At 65.4% G+C, this 25,167-nt stretch carries 25 protein-coding genes; 12 read left to right on the top strand and 13 right to left on the bottom strand.

The annotated features are described in order from the left end of the window. The first annotated feature begins 94 nt into the window (after window positions 1-94). Genes ACTJKQ_RS22120 through ACTJKQ_RS22105 form a run of 4 tightly spaced genes read left to right on the top strand, consistent with a single transcriptional unit; the run spans window position 95 to window position 3,488 of the window. Window positions 95-616, top strand: a complete 522-nt coding sequence (locus ACTJKQ_RS22120) for a gluconokinase (protein ID WP_235509312.1) — start codon at window positions 95-97, stop codon at window positions 614-616. Continuing rightward, window positions 613-1,125, top strand: a complete 513-nt coding sequence (locus tag ACTJKQ_RS22115) for a TRAP transporter small permease (protein ID WP_440598069.1) — start codon at window positions 613-615, stop codon at window positions 1,123-1,125. The genes ACTJKQ_RS22120 and ACTJKQ_RS22115 overlap by 4 nt, the downstream gene beginning before the upstream one ends. A 2-nt stretch (window positions 1,126-1,127) precedes the next feature. Beyond that, complete coding sequence (locus ACTJKQ_RS22110) at window positions 1,128-2,420, top strand: TRAP transporter large permease (protein WP_440598068.1); 1,293 nt, start codon at window positions 1,128-1,130, stop codon at window positions 2,418-2,420. A 48-nt stretch (window positions 2,421-2,468) separates the two neighbouring features. Further along, window positions 2,469-3,488, top strand: coding sequence for a TRAP transporter substrate-binding protein (locus ACTJKQ_RS22105; protein WP_015015151.1), 1,020 nt, complete (start codon window positions 2,469-2,471; stop codon window positions 3,486-3,488). Between the two features lie 159 nt (window positions 3,489-3,647). Here ACTJKQ_RS22105 and ACTJKQ_RS22100 read toward each other — a convergent pair whose 3' ends face one another. After that, window positions 3,648-3,941, bottom strand: coding sequence for a DUF4148 domain-containing protein (locus ACTJKQ_RS22100; protein WP_440598067.1), 294 nt, complete (start codon window positions 3,939-3,941; stop codon window positions 3,648-3,650). An 84-nt stretch (window positions 3,942-4,025) separates the two neighbouring features. Then, window positions 4,026-4,316 carry a DUF4148 domain-containing protein gene (locus ACTJKQ_RS22095; protein ID WP_056058312.1) on the bottom strand — a complete coding sequence of 97 codons (291 nt, stop codon included), beginning with the start codon at window positions 4,314-4,316 and terminating at the stop codon, window positions 4,026-4,028. A gap of 537 nt (window positions 4,317-4,853) precedes the next feature. Between ACTJKQ_RS22095 and ACTJKQ_RS22090 the strand changes: the two genes are divergently transcribed. Next, window positions 4,854-5,291: a CBS domain-containing protein gene (locus ACTJKQ_RS22090; RefSeq protein WP_291446731.1), complete on the top strand. Its 438-nt coding sequence runs from the start codon at window positions 4,854-4,856 to the stop codon at window positions 5,289-5,291. 227 nt (window positions 5,292-5,518) lie between these two features. Here the strand turns inward: ACTJKQ_RS22090 and ACTJKQ_RS22085 are convergent, their stop codons facing one another. The 4 genes from ACTJKQ_RS22085 to ACTJKQ_RS22070 form a co-directional block, all read right to left on the bottom strand. Continuing rightward, window positions 5,519-6,352, bottom strand: a complete 834-nt coding sequence (locus tag ACTJKQ_RS22085) for an ABC transporter ATP-binding protein (protein WP_056058319.1) — start codon at window positions 6,350-6,352, stop codon at window positions 5,519-5,521. Next, window positions 6,349-7,311, bottom strand: coding sequence for a nitrate ABC transporter permease (gene ntrB, locus ACTJKQ_RS22080; RefSeq protein WP_440598066.1), 963 nt, complete (start codon window positions 7,309-7,311; stop codon window positions 6,349-6,351). The genes ACTJKQ_RS22085 and ntrB overlap by 4 nt, the downstream gene beginning before the upstream one ends. Window positions 7,312-7,374: 63 nt before the next feature. Then, window positions 7,375-8,619, bottom strand: a complete 1,245-nt coding sequence (locus ACTJKQ_RS22075) for a CmpA/NrtA family ABC transporter substrate-binding protein (RefSeq protein WP_015015145.1) — start codon at window positions 8,617-8,619, stop codon at window positions 7,375-7,377. A gap of 518 nt (window positions 8,620-9,137) precedes the next feature. Further along, on the bottom strand, window positions 9,138-9,764 hold the full coding sequence (locus ACTJKQ_RS22070) for an ANTAR domain-containing response regulator (RefSeq protein WP_099730820.1): 627 nt from the start codon (window positions 9,762-9,764) through the stop codon (window positions 9,138-9,140). A gap of 257 nt (window positions 9,765-10,021) precedes the next feature. Between ACTJKQ_RS22070 and ACTJKQ_RS22065 the strand changes: the two genes are divergently transcribed. Both ACTJKQ_RS22065 and tsaD read left to right on the top strand, forming a co-directional pair. Further along, the gene (locus ACTJKQ_RS22065) at window positions 10,022-11,182 is read left to right on the top strand and encodes a branched-chain amino acid ABC transporter substrate-binding protein (RefSeq protein WP_056743995.1); all 1,161 of its coding nucleotides are present in this window, start codon (window positions 10,022-10,024) and stop codon (window positions 11,180-11,182) included. A gap of 44 nt (window positions 11,183-11,226) precedes the next feature. Beyond that, window positions 11,227-12,267, top strand: coding sequence for a tRNA (adenosine(37)-N6)-threonylcarbamoyltransferase complex transferase subunit TsaD (tsaD, locus tag ACTJKQ_RS22060; protein ID WP_440598065.1), 1,041 nt, complete (start codon window positions 11,227-11,229; stop codon window positions 12,265-12,267). Between the two features lie 62 nt (window positions 12,268-12,329). On the opposite strand, the gene ACTJKQ_RS22055 is transcribed toward tsaD, so the two are convergent. The 6 genes from ACTJKQ_RS22055 to ACTJKQ_RS22030 are packed head-to-tail and all read right to left on the bottom strand — an operon-like array spanning window position 12,330 to window position 18,306. Further along, window positions 12,330-13,781 carry an aldehyde dehydrogenase gene (locus ACTJKQ_RS22055; protein WP_440598064.1) on the bottom strand — a complete coding sequence of 484 codons (1,452 nt, stop codon included), beginning with the start codon at window positions 13,779-13,781 and terminating at the stop codon, window positions 12,330-12,332. 46 nt (window positions 13,782-13,827) lie between these two features. Further along, window positions 13,828-14,538 carry an ABC transporter ATP-binding protein gene (locus ACTJKQ_RS22050; protein ID WP_440598063.1) on the bottom strand — a complete coding sequence of 237 codons (711 nt, stop codon included), beginning with the start codon at window positions 14,536-14,538 and terminating at the stop codon, window positions 13,828-13,830. Further along, window positions 14,535-15,293, bottom strand: coding sequence for an ABC transporter ATP-binding protein (locus ACTJKQ_RS22045; protein WP_440598062.1), 759 nt, complete (start codon window positions 15,291-15,293; stop codon window positions 14,535-14,537). The genes ACTJKQ_RS22050 and ACTJKQ_RS22045 overlap by 4 nt, the downstream gene beginning before the upstream one ends. Further along, window positions 15,286-16,218 carry a branched-chain amino acid ABC transporter permease gene (locus ACTJKQ_RS22040; protein WP_440598061.1) on the bottom strand — a complete coding sequence of 311 codons (933 nt, stop codon included), beginning with the start codon at window positions 16,216-16,218 and terminating at the stop codon, window positions 15,286-15,288. The genes ACTJKQ_RS22045 and ACTJKQ_RS22040 overlap by 8 nt, the downstream gene beginning before the upstream one ends. Next, complete coding sequence (locus tag ACTJKQ_RS22035) at window positions 16,215-17,093, bottom strand: branched-chain amino acid ABC transporter permease (protein WP_108498983.1); 879 nt, start codon at window positions 17,091-17,093, stop codon at window positions 16,215-16,217. The genes ACTJKQ_RS22040 and ACTJKQ_RS22035 overlap by 4 nt, the downstream gene beginning before the upstream one ends. Window positions 17,094-17,097: 4 nt before the next feature. After that, window positions 17,098-18,306, bottom strand: coding sequence for an amino acid ABC transporter substrate-binding protein (locus ACTJKQ_RS22030; RefSeq protein WP_440598060.1), 1,209 nt, complete (start codon window positions 18,304-18,306; stop codon window positions 17,098-17,100). A 219-nt stretch (window positions 18,307-18,525) separates the two neighbouring features. Here ACTJKQ_RS22030 and ACTJKQ_RS22025 point away from each other — a divergent pair, with 219 nt between their 5' ends. The 5 genes from ACTJKQ_RS22025 to ACTJKQ_RS22005 all read left to right on the top strand — a co-directional run bounded on the left by ACTJKQ_RS22025 (window position 18,526) and on the right by ACTJKQ_RS22005 (window position 24,612). Beyond that, window positions 18,526-19,521, top strand: coding sequence for a helix-turn-helix domain-containing protein (locus ACTJKQ_RS22025; protein WP_431152357.1), 996 nt, complete (start codon window positions 18,526-18,528; stop codon window positions 19,519-19,521). A gap of 296 nt (window positions 19,522-19,817) precedes the next feature. Continuing rightward, window positions 19,818-21,176, top strand: a complete 1,359-nt coding sequence (locus ACTJKQ_RS22020) for an efflux transporter outer membrane subunit (RefSeq protein ID WP_440598097.1) — start codon at window positions 19,818-19,820, stop codon at window positions 21,174-21,176. Window positions 21,177-21,245: 69 nt separating this feature from the next. Then, the gene (locus ACTJKQ_RS22015; RefSeq protein WP_440598059.1) at window positions 21,246-22,634 is read left to right on the top strand and encodes an efflux RND transporter periplasmic adaptor subunit; all 1,389 of its coding nucleotides are present in this window, start codon (window positions 21,246-21,248) and stop codon (window positions 22,632-22,634) included. After that, window positions 22,631-23,407, top strand: coding sequence for an ABC transporter ATP-binding protein (locus tag ACTJKQ_RS22010; protein WP_440598058.1), 777 nt, complete (start codon window positions 22,631-22,633; stop codon window positions 23,405-23,407). The genes ACTJKQ_RS22015 and ACTJKQ_RS22010 overlap by 4 nt, the downstream gene beginning before the upstream one ends. Beyond that, window positions 23,407-24,612, top strand: a complete 1,206-nt coding sequence (locus ACTJKQ_RS22005; protein ID WP_116747602.1) for an ABC transporter permease — start codon at window positions 23,407-23,409, stop codon at window positions 24,610-24,612. The genes ACTJKQ_RS22010 and ACTJKQ_RS22005 overlap by 1 nt, the downstream gene beginning before the upstream one ends. 156 nt (window positions 24,613-24,768) lie before the next feature. On the opposite strand, the gene ACTJKQ_RS22000 is transcribed toward ACTJKQ_RS22005, so the two are convergent. Further along, complete coding sequence (locus ACTJKQ_RS22000; protein WP_099730807.1) at window positions 24,769-25,158, bottom strand: Hsp20/alpha crystallin family protein; 390 nt, start codon at window positions 25,156-25,158, stop codon at window positions 24,769-24,771. Window positions 25,159-25,167 lie beyond the last annotated feature (9 nt).

The following is a 25,167-nucleotide window of genomic DNA, read 5'->3' as shown; positions in this document are numbered from 1 at the left end:
AGCCATTTTGAATCAAGTTGCTCAGCTTGCCAAAGTTTGTGCGGCATCCAGACCGGGTGCATTTTTTATGGATTGTTTGGATAGCGCTACCAATATGAGTTTTCAAGCGTCACCCGCTTTTGTGGTCGTCATGGGCGTGGCGGGCTGCGGCAAGTCGAGCCTGGGTTCTGCCCTGGCACAGGCCGAGGGCCTGCCCCTGATCGAAGGGGACGATCACCACAGTCCTGCGAGCCGCGAAAAGATGCGCCAGGGCATTGCATTGACCGATACGGACCGTGAAGGCTGGCTGGCCACGTTGGGACAGCTGCTGCAGGACCAGCCGCGCGGGGTGGTGCTAACCTGCTCTGCGCTCAAGAGGGCCTACCGGGACCGCTTGCGCAATGCTTGCCCCGGCCTGCGTTTTGTCTTTCTGGAGATCGACCGCGCCAACGCCGGCCAGCGGGTGGCTGCCCGAGCGGGCACCCATTTTTTCTCCAGTGCCTTGGTGGACAGCCAGTTCGCCACGCTGGAATCCCCCGTGGGCGAAACGGGCGTGCTGCGCCTGGATGCATTGCTGGACCTGCCCACGCTGCAACAACAGGCCTCGGCCTGGCTGGCAACGAAGGAGACCGCATGAGTTCCCCTGCACAACATGGCGTGCCACAGAGCCGCTTTGCTCGGATCTCCCAGGTGCTCATGGCCAGCTGCCTGGGTGTGATGGCCGTGGCCGTGTTCATCAACGTGGTGCTGCGTTACGGCTTTGGCAGCGGCGTGGCAGCCAGTGAAGAACTGTCGCGCCTGTTGTTCGTCTGGATGGTGTTCATCGGTGCCGCAGCGGCGTATCCGGCAGGCGAACACATGGCCTTCACCAGCCTGGCAGGCCTGCTGGCCAAGCGCCCGGTGGCCTTTGGCCTGCTGACGGCCGTGATCCGGCTGCTGGTGATCACCGCCAGCGCGATGCTGGCCTGGGGGGCCTGGCAGCAGGTGGTGGTGGGCATGGGCAGCCGCTCGGTCGTCATGGCCTACCCGGCGGCGCTGCTGCCGTTGCCGGCCTTTTTGTGCGCGGTGGCCATTGGTGTGATGGCAACCATCGAATTGATTCAACGCAAGCCGCTGGACCTCGGTCATGGCGCTGAGGTGGAGTGACCATGGGACCCGAAGCGCAGGCTTTTCTTGTTTTTTCGCTGGGCATGCTGGTGCTGATGGGCACGGGCATGAACATGGGCTTGGCCCTGGTGCTCACGGGCGCAGGCATGGCCTGGGTGCTCGACTTCTGGGATGCGCAGTTGCTCGCACAGAACCTGGTGGCCGGGGTGGACAGCTTTCCGCTCCTGGCCGTGCCCTTCTTCATCCTGGCGGGTGAGTTGATGAACTCCGGCGGCATCAGCCGCCGCATCATCGACATGGCGCAGGCCTGGGTGGGGCACATCCGGGGTGGGCTGGGCTATGTGGCCATTGGCGCTGCGGTGCTGATGGCGAGCATGAGCGGCTCGGCCCTGGCCGACACCGCCGCGCTGGCCACCATCCTGCTGCCCATGATGCGCCAGCAGGGCTACCCCATGAACACATCCGCCGGGCTGATTGCCTCGGGCGGCATCATCGCGCCCATCATTCCGCCGTCCATGCCCTTTGTGATCTACGGTGTGACGACCAATACCTCGATCTCGGCGCTTTTCGTGTCGGGCATCGTGCCGGGGCTGATGATGGGCGTGGGTCTCATCTTTGCCTGGCGCTGGGTGTTGCGCGGCATGGACCTGCCCCAGGGCGAGCCCTTGCCCGTCAAGGACCGCCTGCGCGCCACCGTGCGCGCCTTCTGGGCCATGCTGATGCCGCTCATCATCATCGGCGGTATGAAGACCGGCGTGTTCACGCCCACCGAGGCCGCCGTGGTGGCTGCGTTCTATGCCCTGGTGGTGGCCTTGTTCATCCACCGCGAGATGAAGCTGGCCGACATCTACGGCGTGCTGGTGCGGGCGGCCAAGACGACCTCCATCGTGATGTTCCTGTGTGCTGGTGCCCAGGTGGCCAGCTACATGATCACGCTGGCCGACTTGCCCAACGTGCTGACCAGCTGGCTGGGCCCGCTGGTGGAGAAACCGCGCCTGTTGATGGCCGTGATGATGATCGTGCTGGTGCTCATCGGCACGGCGCTGGACCTCACGCCCACCATCCTGATCTTCGCGCCTGTGATGCTGCCCATCGCCGTCAAGGCGGGGATCGACCCGGTGTATTTCGGCCTGATGTTCGTGCTCAACGGCGCCATTGGCCTCATCACGCCGCCCGTGGGCACGGTGCTCAACGTGGTGGCAGGTGTGGGGCGCATCTCGATGCACAGCGTCATCAAGGGCGTGAATCCTTTTCTCATCACCTATGTGCTGATTCTGGCGCTGCTGGTGGTCTTCCCGCAGATCGTGACTGCGCCCGTCGTCTGGCTGCGCTAGCCGTTTGCCTGCTCCTCTTCCCCGTTTTTCTTGCCAATGGAGACAACCATGAAAACTTTCCGTCGCACCCTGCTGGCCGCCCTGTCGGTCGCTGCCATCACCTGCTCGTTCCAGGCCGCAGCCCAAGACTTCAAGCCGCGCATCATCCGTTTTGGCTACGGCCTCAACGAGGACTCCAACCAGGGCCGGGCCACCAAACTGTTTGCCCAGGAAGTGGAAAAGGCCTCGGGCGGCAAGATGAAGATTCGCGCCATAGGTGCTGCTGCGCTGGGCTCTGACGTGCAGATGCAGCAGGCCCTGATCGGCGGCGCGCAGGAGATGATGGTGGGCTCCACCGCGACCCTGGTGGGCATTACCAAGGAAATGGCGATCTGGGACACGCCGTTCCTGTTCAACAACGCCAAGGAAGCCGACGTGGTGCTCGATGGCCCCGTGGGCCAGAAGGTGATGGACAAGCTGCAGGAAAAGGGCCTGGTGGGCCTGGTGTACTGGGAGAACGGTTTCCGCAACCTCACCAACAGCAAGCGCCCGGTCAACAAGCTCGAAGACATGGACGGCATCAAGCTGCGCGTGATGCAGAACAACGTGTTCCTCGACAGCTTCAAGACCCTGGGTGCCAACGCTGTGCCGCTGCCGTTCTCCGAACTCTTTACCGCGCTGGAAACCAAGACGGTGGACGGCCAGGAGAACCCCTACAACACCATCCTGTCGAGCAAGTTCTATGAGGTGCAGAAGTACCTCACGGTGACCAACCACGTCTACAGCCCCTGGATCGTGCTGGTCAGCAAGAAGTACTGGGATGGCCTGTCGAAGGCCGAGCAGAAGGTGCTGCTCGACGCCGCCAAGAAGAGCCGCGACTTCGAGCGCCAGGACACGCGTGCCGAGGCCGACAAGGCGCTGGCCGACCTCAAGGGCAAGGGCATGCAGGTCAACGAACTGCCCGCCGCCGAAGCCAACCGCATGCGCGAAAAGCTCAGCGCCGTGAACGCCAGCATTGCCGCCAACGTGGGCGAGGGCTTGTGGAAGGAAGTGCAAGGGGCCGTGGCCCAGGCGCGCGCTGGCAAGTAAATCGGGGTGGACGCCATTGGCAGCCTTTGAGCTGTCGATGGCAGGCTTCGAACCTCTCCGTGTCGCGAAGCGCCATGAAAAAGGCCGAGGCCCCTGTTGGGGCCTCGGCCTTTTGGCATTTGCAATCTTTCATATGCACCGAAGTGCAGGCCGGTCCAATTACAGGGAGCCGATTTCGCCGGAAGAGATCTGGCCAGTGCGCACAGCTTCAGCAGCCTGGGCACGCACAGAAGCACGGTCAGCGGTGGACTTGTAGGTCACCACACGCGAACCAGCGGGTTCAATGCTGCGTGTTTGAGCCACGGTAGCGGCTTCGGCTTGCACTTCAGCGCGGGTGCGGTTGGTTTCAAACTTGGTGGCGAACTGCGAAGCATCGGCTTCGTCAGCCTGGGCACCAAAAGAAGCGAAAGCGGCGACAGCGGCGATAGAGAGGAAACGGGCAGTCTTGTTCATGATGAAACTCCTGTGAAATTCGAAAAATGGGGACGAGGTGTCTGGAATACGCGGTGGGTGAAGCTGTGGATTCAAAAAATTGAATCAACCGCCTTCAGCAGGGCCCACGCGGCCAGTGCGCATGGCTTGTGCGGCAGCTTCGGCACGCACGGCAGCGCGGTCAGCCGTGGACTTGTAGGTCACCACGCGGGAGCCTGCGGGCTCTTGGCTGCGCATTTGCACAGCCGTAGCGGCTTCGGCGATCACTTCGGCGCGGGTGCGGCTGGTTTCGAATTGGGTGGCGAACTGCGAAGCGTCGGCTTCGTCGGCTTGGGCACCGAAAGAAGCGAAAGCAGCAACAGCGGCTATAGACAGGAAACGTGCGGTGTTGTTCATGATGGAAATCCTTGAAGTTAAAAAAGCGTCTCAAAAAACCGGGTGAAGATCAGAAACGACTCGCTTCGCACCGGGTTCGGTGAGTCGCCTTGCGGGTTCGGCTCATCGATGGGATGAACTGTACGCCGGTGCTGTTCAGAGAAAAACCACTGAGTCGCGAACTAACTGTTCCAGTATTGGAAACAATCTCCCGGGCCGTCTGCCGTGTCTGCCTGCCCTCGGAACCCTGGCGGTTTGCCATGGAATCCGCCGGGCGCTGGCAGGCAACAGATGCCGCAGAGGTGAACGTGGTCGGTGCGTTGAACATGGGCTCCATCGTGCCGGGGCAGGCCGGGGGCGTCGTCTCGCCGCGGTTTCGCTTCTTTTCAGTTTGTTTCGCAGCGTGCGCTATGCAACGGCGCAGAAACATCCGTTGCATTCGCCGCGCAACAGCATGCTCAAAAAGCGCCGCACATGGGGCTTGCGTGGGTTGCGCCCACGGGGCTTATGGGCTGAAATCTCTCTGTGCCTGTTTCCGTTTTCACGAGGGAGGTTTCCATGACCGCAGTCGCCAAGATTCTTCAGTCCAAACCCGACGCCACCGTCCACACCATCAGCCCTGCTGCCTCCGTGCTGGACGCCCTCCAGCTCATGGCCGACAAGGGCATTGGCGCGCTCATCGTGACCGAGGGCGCGTCTATCGTCGGCATCTTCACCGAGCGGGACTACGCCCGCAAAATTGCCCTCATGGGGCGCACTTCTGCCGTCACCCAGGTCAAGGATGTGATGACAACCGCTGTGATGTTTGTGCGCCCGGACCAGACCAGCGAGCAGTGCATGCAGCTCATGAGCAATAACCGCCTGCGCCATTTGCCCGTGGTGGATGGCGGCAAGCTCGTGGGCATGATTTCCATTGGCGACCTGGTCAAGGACATCATCTCCGAGCAGAAATTCATCATTGAGCAGTTGGAGAACTACATCACCGGGAGTCACTAGGAGCACCCCCCTGAGGCGCTGCGCGCCTTCCCCCTTCTCTCGAAGGTCTGCGCCATGCGGGAAGGGGGACGCACCCAGAGCGGCGGGGCAGCCCTTGCGCGGGTGCGCTGGTCTGGAGCTGCGCGCGTGCGGCGGCTCTGCCAAGCGGACACAGCGAAAAAGGGCTCTGACCGATCTGGTCAGAGTCCTTTTGTTTTGGGCGGCCGGGTGCGCTGCTGACCGGCCGCTCAAGCGGCTTTTTCGACGTGCCCCTGGCGCGTGTACAGAAAGTCGATCACCGCCTTGCGGTAGTGCACATACTGCGGGTCCTCGGCCAGCTCCACGCGCTTGCGGGGGCGGGGCAAGTCCACGGTCAGCACCTCGCCAATCGTGGCAGCCGGGCCGTTGGTCATCATCACGATCTTGTCGGACAGCAGCACGGCTTCGTCCACGTCGTGGGTCACCATCACCACGGTGCTTTGGGTGCGCGCAACGATCTCCAGCAGCTCGTCCTGCAGCTTGGCGCGGGTCAGGGCGTCGAGCGCGCCGAAGGGCTCGTCCATCAGCAGCACCTGGGGCTCCATGCTCAGGGCCCGGGCGATGCCCACGCGCTGCTTCATGCCGCCCGAGATTTCGCCCGGACGTTTTTGCCCCGCGTGGGTCAGGCCCACCAGCGCCAATGCGGCGTCGGTGCGGGCCTTGAGCTGGGCCTTGGTTTCCTTGGCGCCAAACACGCGCTCCACAGCCAGGTAGATGTTGTCAAAGCAGGTGAGCCAGGGCAGCAGCGAGTGGTTCTGGAACACCACCGCGCGCTCCGGCCCCGGTCCCTTGATCTCCTTGTTGGCGCACAGCAGCGCGCCGTTGGTGGGGGTCGTCAGGCCGGCAATCAGGTTGAGCAGTGTGGACTTGCCGCAGCCCGAGTGGCCGATGAGCGCAACGAACTCGCCCTTGGCAATCGTCAGGTGAATGTCGCGCAGCGCCGGGAACAGGCCCTTGGCCGTCTTGAAGGTCTGCTCGACGCCGTGGATCTCGATGAACTTGGTGCTCATGGAAGGGTGGGGGGATGGAGCTGTCGTGTTCATGCTTTCACCTCTTCAAACGTAAATGCGGTGGCCAGCTTGATGAGTGCAAACTCCAGCAGCAGCCCGACGATGCCGATCACGAAGATCGCGATGATGATGTTCTTGACGTTGAGGTTGTTCCACTCGTCCCACACCCAGAAGCCGATGCCCACGCCGCCGGTCAGCATCTCGGCCGCCACGATCACCAGCCACGCGGTGCCCACGGCCAGGCGCACACCGGTCAGCATGTAGGGCAGCACGGCGGGGAACAGGATCTTGGTGGCGATCTTCCATTCGCTCAGGTTGAGCACGCGGGCCACGTTCATGTAGTCCTGCGGTACGCGCTGCACACCCACGGCGGTGTTGATGATCATGGGCCAGATGGAGCAGATGAAGATGGTCCAGATGGCCGCCGGGTTGGCGCCTTTGAAGACCAGCAGACCGATCGGCAGCCACGCCAGGGGCGACACGGGGCGCAGCAGGCTGATGAGCGGATTGAACATGCGCGACAGGAAGTTGAAGCGTCCGATCACAAACCCCGCGGGGATGCCCACCAGCGCCGCCATGCCGAAGCCGATGGCCACGCGCTGCAGGCTCATCAGTACATTCCAGCCCACGCCCTGGTCGTTGGGGCCGTTGCGGTAGAAGGGGTTGCTGAACACTTCCAGCGCCTGCAGCCAGGTGTCCTTGGGGCTGGGGATGCTGCCGCCCGTGGTGGTGGAGACCACCGCCCACAGTCCGATGAGCAGGCCCAGGCCACACAGTGGCGGCAGCACGGCCAGCCAGAAGCTGCGCGAGAGGGCGGACCAGTCGAGGCCAGTGGCCACGCTAGAGGGCGTTGCAGGTGCCTTGGGGGCAGATATCGCAGCCTTTTGGCTTCTTGCGCTAGTGGATGATGCGCTTGCAGCTACAGTATTCATAGCATTCTGTGCGGCCACGGGGGCTGCATCCAACGGGGAGTGAAAGACGGCACTGACCATGGTGTTCTCCTGTGCAGGGCTGGCTGGCGGGGTGGCCGGGCGGGCGCTGGGGCAGGCTTGCCGTCAGGCCTTGATCTTGAAGCCGTCGGCGTACTTGGCGGGGTCCTTGCCGTCCCACACCACGCCGTCGATGAGCTTGCTGGTGCGCAGCACATCCTTGGGCACGCTGATCTTCATGGCGCTGGCCACCGACTTGTACAGCTCGACCTGATTGACCTCCTTGGCCACGGCCAGGTAGTCGGGGTGGCTCTTCAGCAAGCCCCAGCGCTTGTGCTGGGTCAGGAACCACATGCCGTCCGACAGGTAGGGGAAGTTCACCGCGCCGTCGTTGAAGAACTTCATGTGGTTGGGGTCGTCCCAGGTCTTGCCCAGACCGTTCTGGTAGCGGCCCAGGATGCGCTGGTTGATGGCATCCACGCCCGTGTTCACATACGCCTTGCCGGCCACGGTCTCGGCCATCTTCATTTTGTTGGACAGGCTGGCGTCGATCCACTGGCTGGCTTCGAGCACGGCCATCATCACGGCGCGCGTGGTGTTGGGGTACTTCTTGACGAACTCGGCCGTGGTGCCCAGCACCTTCTCGGGGTGGTCCTTCCAGATGTCCTGCGTGGTGTTGGCCGTGATGCCAATGCCATCCATGATGGCGCGGTGGTTCCAGGGCTCGCCCACACAAAAGCCGTCCATGTTGCCCACGCGCATGTTGGCCACCATCTGCGGCGGGGGCACGGTGATGAGCTTGGCACCCGATAGCGGGTTGATGCCCGCCGCTGCCAGCCAGTAGTGCATCCACATCGCGTGGGTGCCTGTGGGGAAGGTGCCCGCAAATGTGTATTCACGCTTCTCGCTGGCCATGAGCTTGGCCAGGGACGGGCCATCCACCGCACCCTTGTCGGCCAGGGCCTTGGAGAGGGTGATGGCCTGACCGTTGTTGTTCAGGTTCATGAGCACGGCCATGTCCTTCTTGGGACCGGCGGTGCCCAGGTGCACTCCATAGACCAGGCCGTAGAGCACATGGGCAAAGTCCAGTTCGCCGTTGACCAGCTTGTCGCGCACGCCGGCCCAGCTGGCTTCCTTGTTGGGGACGATGGTCACGCCGTATTTCTTGTCGAAGCCCAGCACCGAAGCCATGACCACGCTGGCGCAGTCGGTCAGCGGGATGAAGCCGATCTTGACTTCCTTCTTCTCGGGGGCGTCGGAGCCCGCTGCGTGGACGAGCGCGCGCAGCGCGGGGCTTACACCCACAGCGCCCACGGTGGCGGCCTGCAGCACGGTGCGGCGGTTGAGGCTGGTTTTCAACAGATCGGTCATGGGGCATCCCTGGTGGCGTGAAAAACAAAAAAGGCGTCCTCACACCGCGCCTGGCTGCATCAAAGCAACGCCGGGAGCGGGTGGGGACGCCTTTGTCCTGGGTGGAGCCTGGAACGGGTCCGGGGCTCCTTGCCAGCACCGGCCCGCCGTTGGGTCAGTGCTGTCAGTGGTCAGACCTGCATTGGTCTTGCACTGTGCAATGCAAAGCGCGTGCCAGCGTGCGCTGCGCCATGTTGGAGCGTTGGTTGCTATGGAATAGATAGCTGTCAGCGCTTGATCAATAAGCGCTACACGCCTGCGGGGCTTGCAGCAGGGGTGTTCTTGTTGTGATCAGTGTGGTCGCACTGCCTTTGTGCGGCGCACCATTTGGGAGGGGCCTTGGAATTGGGCGCGGCCCAGGCGAGGGATGCCAAGCAAGGGCCGCACCGCAGCGAGGGCATCGTCCCCCTTCCCGAATGACGCAATCATTCGAGAGAAGGGGGAAGCGGCGCAGCCGCTCAGGGGGTTGTTCTCTGTTTTTACCCCAGCAGATCCATCACGTCCAGCATGCGCTGAGCCACGTCCACGAGCTTCAGGCCCTTGTCCATGGCGGTCTTGCGCAGCTTTTCGTAGGCGGCCTGTTCGGTCAGGCCCTGGCGCTGCATCAACAGGCCCTTGGCGCGGTCGATGGTCTTGCGGTCTTTGAGCTCGGTCTTGGCGTCGGCCAGCTCGGCGCGCAAGGCCTGTTCGTGCTGGAAGCGGGCCATGGCCACGTCCAGAATGGGGCGGATGCGCTGCGGTGCCAAGCCCGCCACGATGTAGGCAGACACACCGGCCGCCACCGCGTCCTTCACGTGCGAGGTGTCTTCATCGTTGGTGAACATCACGATGGGGCGGCGTTCGTCGCGTGTGGCCATCACCACATGCTCCAGCGCGTCGCGGGCTTCGCTCTCGGCGTCCACGATGATCAGGTCAGGCTGCAGCTGGGCAATGCGCTCGCTCAGAAACACGTCGGCGGGCAGCGTGGCCACCAGGTTGAAGTTGTTCTCCAGCAGCCCGATGCGCAGCGCCCGCGACCGTTCCGCCTGCTCCATGGCGTGTTCGTCGTCAGGGTCGGCGACTGCCAGATCCGGGGCAACCACCACGATGCGCAAAGCCTCATTCATACCCGTAAGCATAAGCAATTTTTACGCCACAAATTGGTGCGCCGGGGTGGTGCACGGCCCCAGAGCGCCGTTGCGATGGGCTTTCACGCAGGGCCCATACCGGCCCCAGGCCCGCCACGCCTGGGTGCCCTGGCCCCCGTTGTGGGGCCTGAAAGTTGCTAATACTGACACCGTGGGAGGGCATACCCGGTAGCTCACCCAGCGGAGCGTCGCATATACATCTGGTCACACAGACACACTGAAATGGAGTTTTTTGCATGAACAAGCACATGAACCGGCGCCGCTTCTCGGCCAGCCTGGCCTTGACCGCAGTGGCGACTGCTGCACTCCTGACCGGATGCGGCAAGGTGCCGGACACCATCAAAATTGGTGTTGCACAGCCCTTGAGCGGCCCGCTGGGCGCCTTGGGGCAGGATCTGCTCAATGGCGTGAAGCTGGCGGTGGAGGAACTCAACAAGTCCGGCTACACCGTGGACGGCAAGCGCGTGACCTTGGAGGTCGTGTCCGTGGATGACAAGGCCGACGCCACCACCGGCAAGGCGGTCGCCCAGCAGCTGGTGGATGCGGGCGTGGTAGCCGTCGTGGGCCACCTCAACTCGGGCGTGAGCATCGAGACCGCACCCATCTACGCTGCCAAAGACATTCCACAGATCGCCATCTCCACCAATCCCAAGTTCACGCAGCTCGGGTTCCCCACCACGTTCCGCATGGTGGCCAATGACACCTTGCAGGCGCGCGCCATCGGCTCCTTTGCGGCCACGCAGCTGGGCGCCAACCGCTACGCCGCACTGGACGACGGCACCCCGTACGGCAAGGGCCTCGCCGATGGCGCTGCCGAACAGCTCAAGGCCGAGAAAAAGGAAGTGGTGGTGCGCAAGTCGTTCGACGACAAGACCGTGGCCTTCGACGAGCTGGCCGGTGAGCTCAAGGCCGCCAACGTGGAGGTGATTGTCTCTACCCTCAACGACTTCCAGGCCCTGGCGCTGCTCGAAGCGCTCAAGAAGGTAGACCACACCAAGGTCAGCCTGCTGGGTGGCGACACCATCAAGACCACCGACATGACCAAGGGCGCAGGCATCGTGCAGGGGCTGTACGCCACCTCGCCAGTGCTGGAAGCCAAGGAGTTCACCACCGGCAAGCCCTTCCTGGAAAAGTACATCGCCGCCTTCAAGAAGCCTCCTGCCTATGGCGGCCACTACAGCTACGACAGCACGTATGTGCTTTCGGCAGCCATCCAGAAAGCCAAGTCCGCCGACCCCAAGGAAATCACCAAGGCCCTGCACAGCATCAACGGCTATGCCCCGGTGATTGGCACCATGACCTGGGATGAGAAGGGCGAGCAGCGCTACGGTGCCGTGGGTGTGTACGAGCTGCGCAGCGGCAACTGGGAACTGCGCATGCGGTCAGACCGCTGGTAAACAGCCCTCCGGGACGGATCGGCCCCGGGTTTTACACTCGGGGCATGAGCTTGCTGATCCTGGGTATTGAATCTTCGTGCGACGAGACGGGCGTGGCATTGGTCCGTTCCACGGGCAATGCCGTGCCTACGCTGCTGTCGCACGCGCTGCACAGCCAGATCGAGATGCACCAGGCCTATGGCGGCGTGGTCCCCGAACTGGCCAGCCGTGACCACATCCGCCGCGTGCTGCCGCTGGCCACGCAGGTGATCACCGAGTCTGGCCAGTCGCTGGCCGATGTGGACGTGGTGGCCTACACCCGCGGCCCGGGCCTGGCGGGTGCGCTGCTGGTAGGCGCTGGCGTGGCCTGCGCGCTGGGCGCAGCGCTCAACAAGCCGGTGCTGGGCGTGCACCACCTGGAGGGGCACCTGCTGTCGCCCTTCCTCAGCGCCGACCCGCCAGAGTTCCCTTTTGTGGCCCTGCTCGTCTCGGGCGGCCACACGCAGCTGATGCGGGTGGATGGCGTGGGCCGTTACGAGATCCTGGGCGAGACCATTGACGATGCGGCTGGCGAGGCGTTCGACAAGTCCGCCAAACTCATGGGCCTGGGCTACCCCGGGGGCCCTGCGCTGTCGCGCCTGGCTGAGCAGGGCGATGCCACAGCCTTCAAGCTGCCACGCCCGCTGCTGCACAGTGGCAATCTCGACTTCTCTTTTGCCGGGCTCAAGACAGCGGTGCTCACGCAGGCCAAGAAGCTGGGCGATGAGCTGGAGGCACGCAAGGCCGACCTGGCGGCGAGCACCGAGGCTGCGATTGTCGAAGTGCTGGTGAAGAAGACGCTGGCCGCGCTCAAGCAGACCGGCCTGAAACGTGTGGTGGTCGCCGGTGGCGTAGGGGCCAACCGGCACCTGCGTGCGCAACTCAATGCGGCCTGCGCTGCGGCCAAGGTGCGCGTGCACTACCCTGAGTTGCACCTGTGCACCGACAACGGCGCCATGATTGCCATGGCAGCGGCCATGCGGCTGCAGGCAGGGCAGCAGCACGCCAACACCGACTACGCCTTTGACGTGAAGCCGCGTTGGCCGCTGGATGCGATCACGGTTTGATTATCTGAATAAAAAAGGCCGCTACCGCCTGTCCAGCAAGCGGTAGCAGCTATCTTTTTTTTTCAGAAGGGGTAGTGGCGGGGTGTCGTCTGCACCGTGATCCAGCGCAACTCGGTGAACTCGCGCACGCCCGCCATGCCACCAAAGCGGCCATAGCCCGAACTTTTCACGCCGCCAAAAGGCATCTGGCCTTCGTCATGCACCGTGGGGCCGTTGACGTGGCAGATGCCCGACTCGATGCGTGCGGCCACATTCCACGCCTTGGCCACATCGCGGCTGAACACGGCGGATGACAGGCCGAACTCGTTGTCGTTGGCGCAGGCAACGGCTTCCTCGACACCATTCACGCGCACCACGGGTTTGACGGGGCCGAAGGATTCTTCTCGGTAGATGTCCATCGCGGACGTCACGTGGTCGAGCACCGTGGCCTGCATCAGCGTGCTGTCGCTCTTGCCGCCGCAGACCAGCTTGGCGCCCTTGGCCAGTGCGTCGTCGATGAGGGCGTTGCAGCGCTGCACCGTGGTCATGTCCACCACCGAGCCCAGCACCACCGGGCCCTTGCGTGGGTCGCCCAGGGGCAGGGCCTTGGCGCGCTCGCCCAGCTTGGCCACAAACGCGTCGGCCACGGCGTTGTCCACAATGATGCGTTCGGTGGACATGCAGATCTGGCCCGAGTTGGCGAATGCGCCGAACACGGTGCCTGCGACAGCGGCGTCGATGTCCGCGTCATCCAGCACCAGCAGGGGGGCCTTGCCGCCCAGTTCCAGCACCACGGGCTTGAGGTACTTGGCGCAGGTCTGCGCAATGATGCGGCCCACCTTGGTGGAGCCGGTGAAGTTGATGCGGCGCACTGCCGGGTGGGCCACGATGGCCTCGACGACGGCGCCTGCGTCGGCGGGTGCGTTGGTCACAAAGTTCACCACGCCGGGGGGCAAACCGGCCTCCTGCAGCGCCTCGATGATGAGGCCGTGTGTGGCGGGGCACAGCTCCGACCCCTTCAGGATCACCGTGTTGCCGCAGGCCAGCGGGGTGGCGATGGCGCGCACGCCCAGGATGACGGGTGCGTTCCACGGTGCAATGCCCAGCACTACGCCCGCCGCCTGGCGCACACCCATGGCCAGGCTGCCGGGCACGTCGGACGGAATCACTTCGCCTGCAATCTGCGTGGTCAGGGCGGCGGCTTCCTGCAGCAGGCCGGCAGCCAGGTGCACGTTAAAGCCCGCCCACATGCCCGAGGCGCCGGTCTCGGCCGCCATGGCCACCGCAAAGTCGGCCGTGCGGGCCTCCAGCGCATGTGCTGCCTTGAGCAGCAGCGCGCGGCGCGCGTTGGGGCCCAGGGCCGACCAGGCAGGGAAGGCCTTGGCGGCTGCGTCGGCAGCGGCCTTGGCGTCGGCCACGCTGGCAGCGGGTGCCGTGGTGGCGACCGATCCGTCCAGCGGGTTGCGACGCTCAAACGTGGCGCCGCCGGTGGCTTGCACGCGCTCGCCGTTGATCAGCATGGAAATGGCAGTCATTGAAAGCTCCTGAAAAAGAACAGATAAAAAAGGGGGAAAGAGGTATTCAGGTCACGCCCAGGTAGGCTTGTCGAACCACGTCGGACTGCAGCAATTCAGAGGCTGCGCCAGACGCCACGATGCGTCCTCGCTCCAGCACATAGCCGCGCTGCGCGATCTGCAGTGCCTTGCGCACGTTCTGCTCCACCATGAGCACGGTGACGCCCTGTGCGGCAATGCGCTGCACGATGGCGAGCAGCTCATCGACCATGCGCGGCGCCAGGCCCAGCGAGGGCTCGTCCAGCATCAGCAGGCGCGGGCCGCTCATCATGGCGCGGGCCACGGCGACCATCTGCTGCTCGCCGCCGCTCATGGTGCCGGCGAGCTGTGTGGCGCGTTCCTTGAGGCGGGGAAAGTCTTCAAACGCCTGGTGCAACCGCTCGGCGCGCACCCGCGACGGCACCAGCCAGCCGCCCAGCTCCAGGTTCTCGGTCACCGTCATCTGCGGGAACAACTGGCGACCTTCGGCGACCAGCGCCAGGCCGCGTTGCACGCAGGCCGTGGCGTTCATTGCAGGCACGGCCTGGCCGTCGAGCGTCACCGAGCCTTGGCGCGGCAGCAGGCCCGCCAACGCCTTGAGCAGCGTGGTCTTGCCCGCGCCGTTGGGGCCGACGATGACGGTGATGCCGGGCGCGGCTTCCAGTGTCAGGTCCTGCAGCACCTGAAAGCCGTGGTAGCCCGTGGTCAGGTTCTGCACGGTGAGGTGTGCGCCGCTCATGCCGTGGCTCCTTCGCTGGTGGCTGTCATTTCGTCACCCAGATAGGCCTCGATCACCTGCGGGTCGCGCACCACCTCGGCGGGCGTGCCGTCGGCAATCTTGCGGCCCTGGTGCAGCACCAGCACGCGCTCTACGTACTTCAGCAGCGTGGTCACCGCGTGCTCGATCCACACCACCGTCAGACCCCAGTCGTCGCGCAGGCGGCGGATGCGCTGGGCCATGGCGTCCACCTCGGCCTCTGTCAGGCCCGCAGCCACCTCGTCGAGCAGCAGCAGGCGCGGGCGTGTGCCCAGGGCCATGCCAATCTCCAACAGGCGCTGCTGCGACGGCGTCACGTCGGCTGCGGGGCGGTCGGCCAGGTGCGCCAGGCCCAGCATGGCGAGGATTTCCTCCTCGCTGCGCAGACCCGCAGGCCCCTGGCGGTGGCGGCCTGCGAACTGCATGCCAAAACGCACGTTGTCGCGCACCGTCATGTCGGGGAACACACGCGGCGTCTGGAAGGTGCGCGCGATGCCGTGGGCCGCATAGTGGTGGGGGCCCTTGCCGGTGAGGTTGTCAGCGCCACTGTGCAGCGTGCCCGAGGTGGGGGGGTGCACGCCCGAGATGGCGTTGAAGAACGTGGTCTTGCCCGCGCCGTTGGGGCCGATGATGCCGATGAGCTCGCCCGTGTGCAGCGTGGCACTTACACCGTCTACGGCGGTGAGGCCGCCAAAGCGCACGGTCACGCTGTCAATGGTCAAAAGCGCTTCAACCATGGTGCGCCTCCGCAGCAGGCTTTCGCCGTTGCCACAGTGTGGCCAGGCCATTGGGCAGGTACATCACGCACAGAATCAGCAGCAGGCCCAGCACCATCATGTAGCCGTAGGGCAGCTGCAGGCGCAGGGTTTCGGCCAGCAGGCTGAACACGATGGCCGCCAGGATGGGGCCGCCAATGCTGGTCGCGCCGCCGATCAGTGCGATCAGCACGGTCTGGAAGCCGATGAAGGGACTGAACACCGCAGCGGGCTCGATGTACGTCCAGCGAACGGCCATGGCCGCGCCCACGGCGCCTGCAAAGGCGGCGGTGATGCCAAAGCCCGCAATCTTGGCCAGGCGCGTGTCCACGCCCAGCGTCTGGGCGCGCTGCTCGTCAGCACCGATGCCTGCCAGTGCGAGGCCAAACCGGCTGCGCTGGATGGCAATGGCGGTGGCAATGGCCGCCGCCGCGATCAGCAGCACGGTGAGGTACACCGTTTCGTTGCTGGGCACCACCGTGAGCACGCGGCCCACGGTGCCCGATACCTGCTTTTCGACAAAGGTGACTGCGTGGCGGATCAGCTCGGTCATGCCGAAGGTCAGCACCGCGAAGTAGGTGCCGCGCAGGTGCAGCACGGCGGCGCCCATCACAACCGCCACGATGGAGGCAATCAAAGCACCGGACACGATCACCAGCGGCCACGGCAGTACGGTCAGCAGCGTGGCACTGGTGTACGCACCAATGCCGAAGAAGGCCGACGTGGCCAGCGACAGGTAGCGGGTAGCGCCGCAGAACAGCGACCAGCTGGTGGCCAGCGCGATGTACATCAGGCAGCTGAGCAGCACCGAGGTGGCGAACTCGGACACCAGCCAGGGCAGGGTGGCGACCACCGCCACCCCCGCTGCCAAGGCCAGCCAAGGCTTGTTGGAATGAAGGGAAGTCATTTTTTGGAGAACAGTCCGTTGGGGCGCCAGATCAGCACGCCGATGAACACTGCATAGCTCAGCAGCATCTTGAGAGACGGGCTGCTGAAGTGCATGCCCAGCGCCTCGACCACGCCCAGCAGCAGGCCGCCGGCCAGACTGCCCGCCAGGCTGCCAAAGCCGCCCAGCGTGATCACGATCAGCGCCGTCACGGTATAGGGCTCACCCATCGACGGAGAAATCTCATACGTCATGGACAGCAGCGCACCCGCCACGCCCGACAGGCCCAGGCCAATGCCAAACATCATCGGATGCAGGCGCCGCGTGTTGATGCCCACCAGCTGCGCTCCCGTGGGCGACTGCATCAGTGCCCGCACGGCCTTGCCCAGCAGCGTGAGCTTGAGCAGCGCGATCAGCGCGGCCGACAGCGCCAGTGCCACGCCAAACAACACCAGCTTGTTTTCAGTGAAGCGCATGCCCGCAATCTGCACCGGGTCGGCCAGGTATTCGTACCCACGCAGGTCACCGCCCCAGATCAGCAGGGCGGTGTTCTGCACCAGGAACATGAGGCCAAAGCCCACCATCAGGCTGCGCGCCTCGAACACGTCCACATTGGGTGCGCGGGCGGCCAGGCGCTTGAAGCACAGCGCATGCACCACCACGCCCAGCGCAAACAGCGCGATGAAAGCCAGCGGCATGAGCAGCAGCGGCGAGATGCCCCACAGGGTGTGCGCGGACCAGGTGAGGAAGGCGCCCAGCATCAGGAACTCGCCATGCGAGATGTTCATGATGCGCATCAGCCCGTATTGCAGGTTCAGGCCCATGGCCACCAGCGCATAGATGCCGCCGGTAATGAGGCCACTGGCGACCAGTTCGGCCCAGGAAGTCAGAGACACTTTGTTATTTCCAGGCTGGTTTCGCGGTGTTTAACTGCGCGGTGGCTCGGTCCTTGGGCCACACGACTTCGAAGTCGCTGCCCTGCCACTGGCTCACGGTGCCGGGGATGGACGCGTTCTCGCTGCCCTGGAAGCGGATGCCGCCCAGGATGGTCTGGAACTCGTTCTTGGCGATGTGCTCGCGCAGGGCCTTGCGGTCCAGGCCCGCCTTCTCCACGGCCTGCTGCAGGATCTGTAGGCCTGCCCAGGCATGGCCGCTGGCCCAGCGGTCGGGCTCCTTGTTGAACTTCTTCACGTGGGCGTCGAAGTACGCCTTGGCCTCGGGGCTTGTCTTCACGCTCCAAGATCCCATGCCAATCACGCCCTCGGTGTTGGCGGCCATCACGTTCTTGTAGAGCTGGAAGGCCGTGCCCACCGAGGCGTAGAAGAACTTGGGGTTCAGCCCCACCTCGCGCGCCTGGCGGCTGGCCAGGATGGTGTCGGGCGGGTACGTGATGCCGATGAAGGCGTCGGGGTTCTGGTCCTTGATGCCGCGCAGCACGGGCGCCAGGTCCTTCACGCCCAGCGGGTAGCTCTTGCGCTCCAGCACCTGGATGCTGGTCTTCTTGAGCGCGTTGTTCAGCGCGGCGAAGTTCTCCAGGCCAAACAGGTCGTCCATGTAGACGATGGCAATGGTCTTGACGTTGTTGGCCACCAGCATGTCCACCAGCGCACCCATCATCTTGTCGGGCTGCTGCAGCAGCGAGAAGAAGTAGGGCAGGTTCATGTCGATGAGCTTGCGCGACAGCGCCGTGGGTGCCAGCAGCGGGTAGCCGAAGCGGTTGGCCAGCGGCGCGATGGCGAAGTTGGCACCCGAGCCCCAGGGCGGCAGGATCAGGTCCACCTTGTCGCTGCCCATCAGCTTTTCGTAGGTGCGCACGCAGGTTTCGGTCTCGCTGCGGTCGTCGTAGCCTATGAGTTCGATGGGGCGCTTGGTGCCCTTCACGCTCAGGCCGCCCGCTGCGTTCACTTGCTCGGCCCACAGCAGGTAGTTGGGCTCCTGGCTGACCTGGGCACCGGCCGCCCAGGGGCCCGTGCGGGCAATGGCATAACCGATGCGCACGGATGCCGCGCTGTTGCCCTGGGCCCACAGCTGGGGTGCCACGGCCAGGGTGCCGACCGTGGCGGCGGCGCCCTTGATCCACTGGCGCTTGGAGGGTTGGTGTGCTGTCATTGTGTGTCTCCTCGGATGGGGCCTGCGTGGTGCACGCCGTGCCGGGAATCGTAGGCAGACGCGCTCATGCGCGCTGCGCTCAGCGTGCACAAAACGCTTGCCTCTGCGTGCAGGCGGCAGCGGGTTTACCCGGATTTCCCTCGGTGGCACGGGGTAACGGGGCATCCGATAATTCAGCCGCATAACCATCAGGCTTGCGCAACCCGCACTGGAGACACCATGGCCCATCCCCTGACCGAGGTATCCACCGACGCCGTGCCTGCGCGCGACCGCCTGCACCTGTGGGGCGATGCGGTGTGGCGCCTGATTGGCGGGCTGGAGTCCGACGCGTTTGGTGACGATGCCTTTGCAGGCCACATCACCTCGGGCCAGGCGGGCTATGTGAACCTGTGCCAGCTGGACGTGAGCCGCCACCGCGTGGTGCGCACCCCCAGCCTCATTCGGGGCAGCGACCGGGCCTACATCAAGGTGGTGGCCCAGCTCGAAGGGCGCGCGTGCTTCGAGCAGAATGGTCGCCAGGTATGGTTGTCGCCGGGTGAGTGGAGCGTGTACGACACCACGCGCGCCTATGCCGTGAGTAACCCCGAGGCCGTGCGCCAGATGGTGCTGATGATCCCGAAGGAACAACTGCCCGAGCGCAAGCTCAAGCTCGATGATCTGATGGTGCAGCGGTTCTCGGGCACCAGCGGCGTGTCGCGGCTGGCATGGGACACCATGCGCGCCGCGTTTGCCGAGCTGCCCACCATGTCGGACGCAGCCGCCGATGGCGTGGCCGATGTGATCACGCACCTGGTGCAGCTGTCGCTGCTGGAGCGCAACGGGCAGCAAAGCCTGCTGTCGCAGCGTGAGGCCCTGCGTGACCGCATCAGCCAATACATCGACCGGCACCTGGGCGACCCCGACCTCACCATCGACCGCATGGCCCAGGCGCTCAACTGCAGCAAACGGCACCTGTACAACGCGGTGGCTGATGACGAGGAAACCCTGGCCGCGATGATCCAGCGCCGCCGCCTGGAGGCCTGCCTGCGCGACCTGCGCCACCCGGCGCATGCACAGCGCTCGGTCACCGACATTGCGTTGTCCTGGGGCTTCAGCAACAGCGCGCATTTCAGCCGCGCGTTCCGCTCGCATGTGGGGTGCAGCCCCAGCGAATACAGGGCCCGCGCGTTGGCGCCGGTGGTGCTGTTGCGGGACGAGTCGCGGCTCGCGCACTGAGCGGCACCCCGGCCCCTTGCGTGTGGGGCCGTCTGCGCGGCAAAGCACGCTCACCCGTTCTACGCATGCGTATGCATCGGCATGCAGTGGCGTGAGCTTTGCCTTGCATCAATTCTTTACGCGGGCTTGACCCAGTGGGTACGTTGTTGGCGCAATCGCTGCTCACAATGGGGTTTTCCCCTGCGTAGCCATTGCCCATGCGTTTTCTCCCACTGGCCTCTCCCGGCACACCCACTGCCCGCGCAGCGCAACCTTTGCGTGCTGTGCCGTGGAGGCAAACGGCCTTGTTTTTGTGCGTGCTAGCTACCGCCGGGTGTGCCAGCCTGGCACCCACGGATCGCGCATTGCCCGCAGTGGCCGTTCCCCCGGCCTGGTCTGCGGGGGGCAACGGCACAGCGCAAGGGGCTACGGCTACATCCCTGGCCCAGTGGTGGCAGCGGTTTGACGATGCGGTGCTTACCTCGCTGGTCGAGCAAGCCTTGCGCGCCAACAGCAGCGTGCGCACCGCCCAGGCCGCGCTGCAGCAGGCGCGTGCGCAGGTGGATGTGCAATCGGCCGGCCTGCTGCCCAGCGTGGGTGCATCGGCTTCGGCGCAGCGCAGCCGGGCCAGCAACAGCACCGGTAACACGTTCCAGGCCGGTTTTGATGCGAGCTGGGAGCCCGATGTGTTTGGCCGCCTGCGCAGCGGCGTGAGCGCCAGCGAGGCTGACGCCCGCGCGGCAGAGGCCAGCCTGGCTGACGTTCAGGTATCGCTGGCCGCCGAGGTGGCCGTCAACTACATCGAGCTGCGCGGGCTGCAGCAGCGCCTGGCCATTGCGCGCAGCAACCTGGCCAGCCAGCAAGAGACCTTGCAGATCACGCAGTGGCGCCTGCAGGCCGGGCTCACCACCTCGCTCGTCACCGAGCAGGCCCGTGCAGCGGCCGAGCAGACCGCCGCGCAGATTCCCAGCCTGGAAGCCAGCCTGGCGCAGTCGCGCTACAGCCTGGCCGTGCTGACAGGCCAGGTGCCAGGTGCCCTGGATGCCACGCTGGCCGCCAGCGCGCCCGTGCCGCAGCCCACCGCAGAACTGGCGCTGGCAATCCCGGCCGAGACGCTGCGCCAACGCCCCGATGTGCGTGCGGCCGAGCAGCGCATTGCAGCCGCCCTGGCGCGCGTGTCGCAGGCCGATGCGGCGCGCTACCCCAGCTTCTCCCTCGGTGGCTCGCTGGGCCTGCGTGCCCTCACCCTGGGCGCGCTGTCGGCGGGCAGTGCGGTAACCAGCGCCTTGCTGGGCAGCGTGTCCATCCCGCTGCTGGATGGTGGAGCCGCCCGCGCACAGGTGCGTGTGCAGTCTGCCGCGCTGGAGCAGGCCCGCGTGGCCTACGAAGCCACCGTGCTCACGGCCCTGCAGGATGTGGAGAACGCGCTGGTGGCCTTGCGTGGCGACCGGGACAAGCTGGAGCGACTGACGGCCGCCGCAGACGCCGCCCGCAACGCCGCGCTGCTGGCGCAGCAGCGCTATAGCAGCGGATTGATTGACTTTCAGGCGGTGCTGGAGACGCAACGCACGCTGCTGTCCACGCAAGAGAGCGTGGCCACAAGCACCGCTGCGGTCGCAGCAGACCATGTGCGCCTCTATAAGGCGCTGGGCGGCGGCTGGGCGGTAGCCGAATGAACAGCTGACAAGCCCTTCCACACGCCCACCCCATCGCCAGCCAGCCCCCATTTTTCTGATTCACGTCCCATGCCAAATACCGACACCTCCGCTTCTTCTGCAACCGCCAAAGCCGCCCCCTCTGACCTGAGCGCCTTGCTGGGGGCAGACCGTCCCCGCCGCTGGTGGCAGCGCACTACCATGTGGCTGGGGGTGGTCGCGCTCGTGGTGGTGGGCGGTGGCTTGTACGCCTGGCAATCGCGCCAGAGCGCCAGCACTGCACCCACCTATGTCACCGAAGAGCTGCGCCGGGGCAATCTCACACTCACCGTGTCGGCCAACGGCACGCTGCAGCCCACGCGCTCGGTCACCATTGGCAGCGAGCTGTCGGGCACTGTGCGCAACGTGTTGGTGGATGTGAACGACAAGGTCAAGAAGGGGCAGCTGCTGGTGGAGCTGGACACCGCCAAGCTCGAATCGCAGGTGCTGCGCTCGCGCGCCTCGCTGGCGTCGGCGCAGGCCCGCCTGGCCCAGGCCGTAGCCACCACCAAGGAGGCCATTGCCAACTTTGGCCGGCTCGAAGAAGTGGCCCGCCTGTCCGGCGGCAAGGTGCCCTCGGCCTCCGAGCTGGACGCAGGTCGCGCCACGCTGGACCGCGCCGGCGCCGACGAAACCAGCGCCCGCGCCACGGTGGAAGACGCACGCGCCGCGCTGTCCACCGACGAAACCAACCTGTCCAAGGCCTCCATCCGCTCGCCCATCGACGGCGTGGTGCTGACCCGCACGGTGGAGCCCGGCAACGCGGTAGCCGCATCGCTGCAGGCCGTAACGCTGTTCACCGTGGCCGAAGACCTCACGCGGCTGCGGCTGGATGTGAGCGTGGACGAAGCCGATGTGGGCTCGGTCAAGGTGGGACAGGACGCGAACTTCACGGTCAGTGCCTATCCCTCGCGCCGCTACCCGGCCCAGGTCACGCGCGTCTCGTTTGGCTCCACCAAGACGGACAACGTGGTCACCTACATCACCTGGCTGGAGGTGAACAACAGCGACATGAGCCTGCGCCCCGGCATGACGGCCGCTGCCACCATCACTTCCACCGAGCGCAAGGACGTGCTGCTGGTGCCCAACACGGCGCTGCGCTTCACGCCCGCTCAGGCCGCAGGGGCCGATGCGAAACCCGGGGCGGATGGCGCCAAGCCCGGCGCGTCGGGCAGCGGCAGTGGTGGCGGCATCATGTCGCAGCTCATGCCGCGCATGCCACGGTCTGGCTCGGGCCCACGCAAGCCGGGTGCGGGGGGCGAGGCGGGCGATGGCGCGGGCAAGACGCGGCAGGTGTGGGTGCTGCAGGACGGTGCCGCCAAGCCCATCGATGTGCAGGTGGGCATCAGCGATGGCCGCCATACCGAGGTCACAGGCGAGGGCCTCACGCCCGGCATGGCCGTGATCACCGACCAGCGCGCGGCCGGGGCCAAGCCATGAGCGTGGCGGGCGACACCCCCATCATCCGCCTGCGTGGCGTGACCAAGGTCTATGGCGAAGGGGCGCTGGCCTTTCAGGCGCTCAAGGGCGTGGACCTGGACATTGCGCAGGGCGACTTTGTGGCCATCATGGGCCCCAGCGGCTCGGGCAAGTCCACGGCCATGAACACGCTGGGCTGCCTGGACCGGCCCACCACGGGCGAATACCTGTTCAAGGGCGTGCATGTGGAGTCGCTCTCGCGCGACGAGCGGGCACGGCTGCGGCGGCGCTACTTTGGCTTTGTGTTCCAGGGCTTCAACCTGCTGGCGCGCACCTCGGCGCAAGAGAACGTGGAGCTGCCTCTGCTGTACCGGGGCGAGTCGGCCACCGCGCGCCATGCGGCGGCCGCGCGTGCGCTGGAAGCGGTGGGCCTCAAGGGTTGGGAACACCACACGCCCGCCGAGCTGTCGGGCGGGCAGCAGCAGCGCGTGGCTATTGCGCGCGCCATCGTCACCGAGCCCGATGTGCTGCTGGCCGACGAGCCCACCGGCAACCTCGACACCCAGCGCAGTGTCGAGATCATGGAACTGCTGTGGCGCCTGAACGCCGATCACGGCATCACCGTGCTGATGGTCACGCACGAGCCCGACATGGCGCAGTACGCGCGGCGCATCGTGCGGTTTGTCGATGGCGTGGTGGACAGCGATGCGGCCAACCCACACCCCAAGGGTCTTGATGCTGATGCGGCATCGGCCCTGCCGGCGGTGGCCGGTTCGGATGCGGGAGGCCACTGATGTTGCTCAACACCCTGCTGCTGGCGCTGCGCTCCATTCGGCGCAATCTCATGCGCTCTTTCCTCACCATCCTGGGCATCGTGATCGGCGTGAGCGCGGTGATCACCATGGTCACGCTGGGCAATGGCGCCACGCTGGCCATTCAGAACCAGATCTCGGGCCTGGGCACCAACCTGCTGCAGGTACGCCCCGGCCAGCGCATGGGGCCCGGCGGTGGCACCGGCGCCCCGGCCTTCAAGGACACCGATGCCGACATGATCGCGCAGCAGATCGGCGGCATCCTGGCCGTGGCGCCCGAGGCGCGTGCCGCCGCCACGGCGGTGGTGGGCGGGCGCAACTGGACGACCAGCGTGATCGGCAGCACCAACGCCTGGCTGGAGACCGGCAATTGGACGGTGCGCACTGGCCGCGTCTTTACCGACGCCGAATTGCGCGCGGGTGCCGCCGTCTGCCTGATCGGCGAGACCGTGCGGCGCGAGCTGTTTGGCACCGCCGATGCCGTGGGCGGCCAGCTGCGCGTGAAGGCGTTTTCGTGCGAGGTGGTGGGCGTGCTGGCGTCCAAAGGGCAGGGCGCGTTTGGCAACGACCAGGACGACACCGTGCTGGTGCCGCTGCGCACGCTGCAGCGCCGCGTGACGGGCAACACGCGGGTGAACACGCTGCTGGTGTCGATGAAGGATGGCAGCGACCCCGAGCGGGTGAAGGCCAGCCTCACCCAACTGCTGCGCGAGCTGCGCAAGCTGTCGGATTCAGACGAAGACAACTTCAACGTGCTGGACACCAAGCAGCTGGCGGACACGCTCTCGGGCACCACCAAGGTGCTGACCACGCTGCTGGGCGCCGTGGCAGCCGTGAGCCTGCTGGTGGGCGGCATCGGCATCATGAACATCATGCTGGTGAGCGTGACCGAGCGCACGCGCGAGATTGGCCTGCGCCTGGCCATTGGCGCGCTGGAGCGCGAGGTGTTGCTGCAGTTCCTGATCGAGGCCGTGGTGCTGGCCGCGCTGGGTGGGCTCATCGGCATCGTGCTGGCCACGGGCGCGTCCCTGGCGCTATCGGGGCTGATGGGGGTGCCCTACCTGTTCAACCCTGGCGTGAACCTGCTGTCGTTTGTGTTTTCGGCCGGGATCGGTGTGGTGTTTGGCTACTTCCCGGCGCGGCGCGCGGCACGCATGGACCCCATCGATGCGCTACGGCACGAGTGAGCAAGGCCGTGGGCTGGCTGCCGAATGGCGTCTGACCGGGTGCCCTGGAAGAAAAAACAAGCAAAAAAGGCATGAAGCGCTAGTGCATCATGCCTTGATTGCTATTGAAAATATAGCGATGGCCGTCATGCGCCATCGCCTTGGGAGCGGCTGGCTTCAGTGAATGGTCAGCGTGGTGGCCTTGCTCACGGGCTCCAGGCGGACCAGCGTCAGGGTCAGCACGCCGTTTTCCAGCTTGGCGGTGCTGGCGCTGGCATCGATCTCGGTGGGCAGCTCCCACGCGCGCTGCACCTTGCGCGGTGCGCCTTCCACGCTTTGCACCTGCACCACCTGGCCTTCAATGCTGATCGAGAGCTGTTCGCGGGCCAGGCCGGGTACGTCCAGCTGCAAGGTGGTGGCCTTTTCGTCCTGCGTCACGGTGCAGCCCGCAGCGGGTGCTGCGGCAGGCTGTGCCAGCGCGCCCATCAGAAAACGTTGCAGCGCCAGGTCGGCGGAACGGGGGGCTTGGGCATAAGCTGCGCGGCGGATCACGGGGGCGAAGATCATGGGTAACTC

This window comes from Acidovorax sp. 22279 (assembly GCF_052045435.1).
Taxonomy (GTDB): Bacteria; Pseudomonadota; Gammaproteobacteria; order Burkholderiales; family Burkholderiaceae_C; genus Acidovorax; species Acidovorax delafieldii.
Note: the sequence above shows the minus strand (reverse complement) of the source record. Positions and strands in the feature narration are given on the sequence as shown.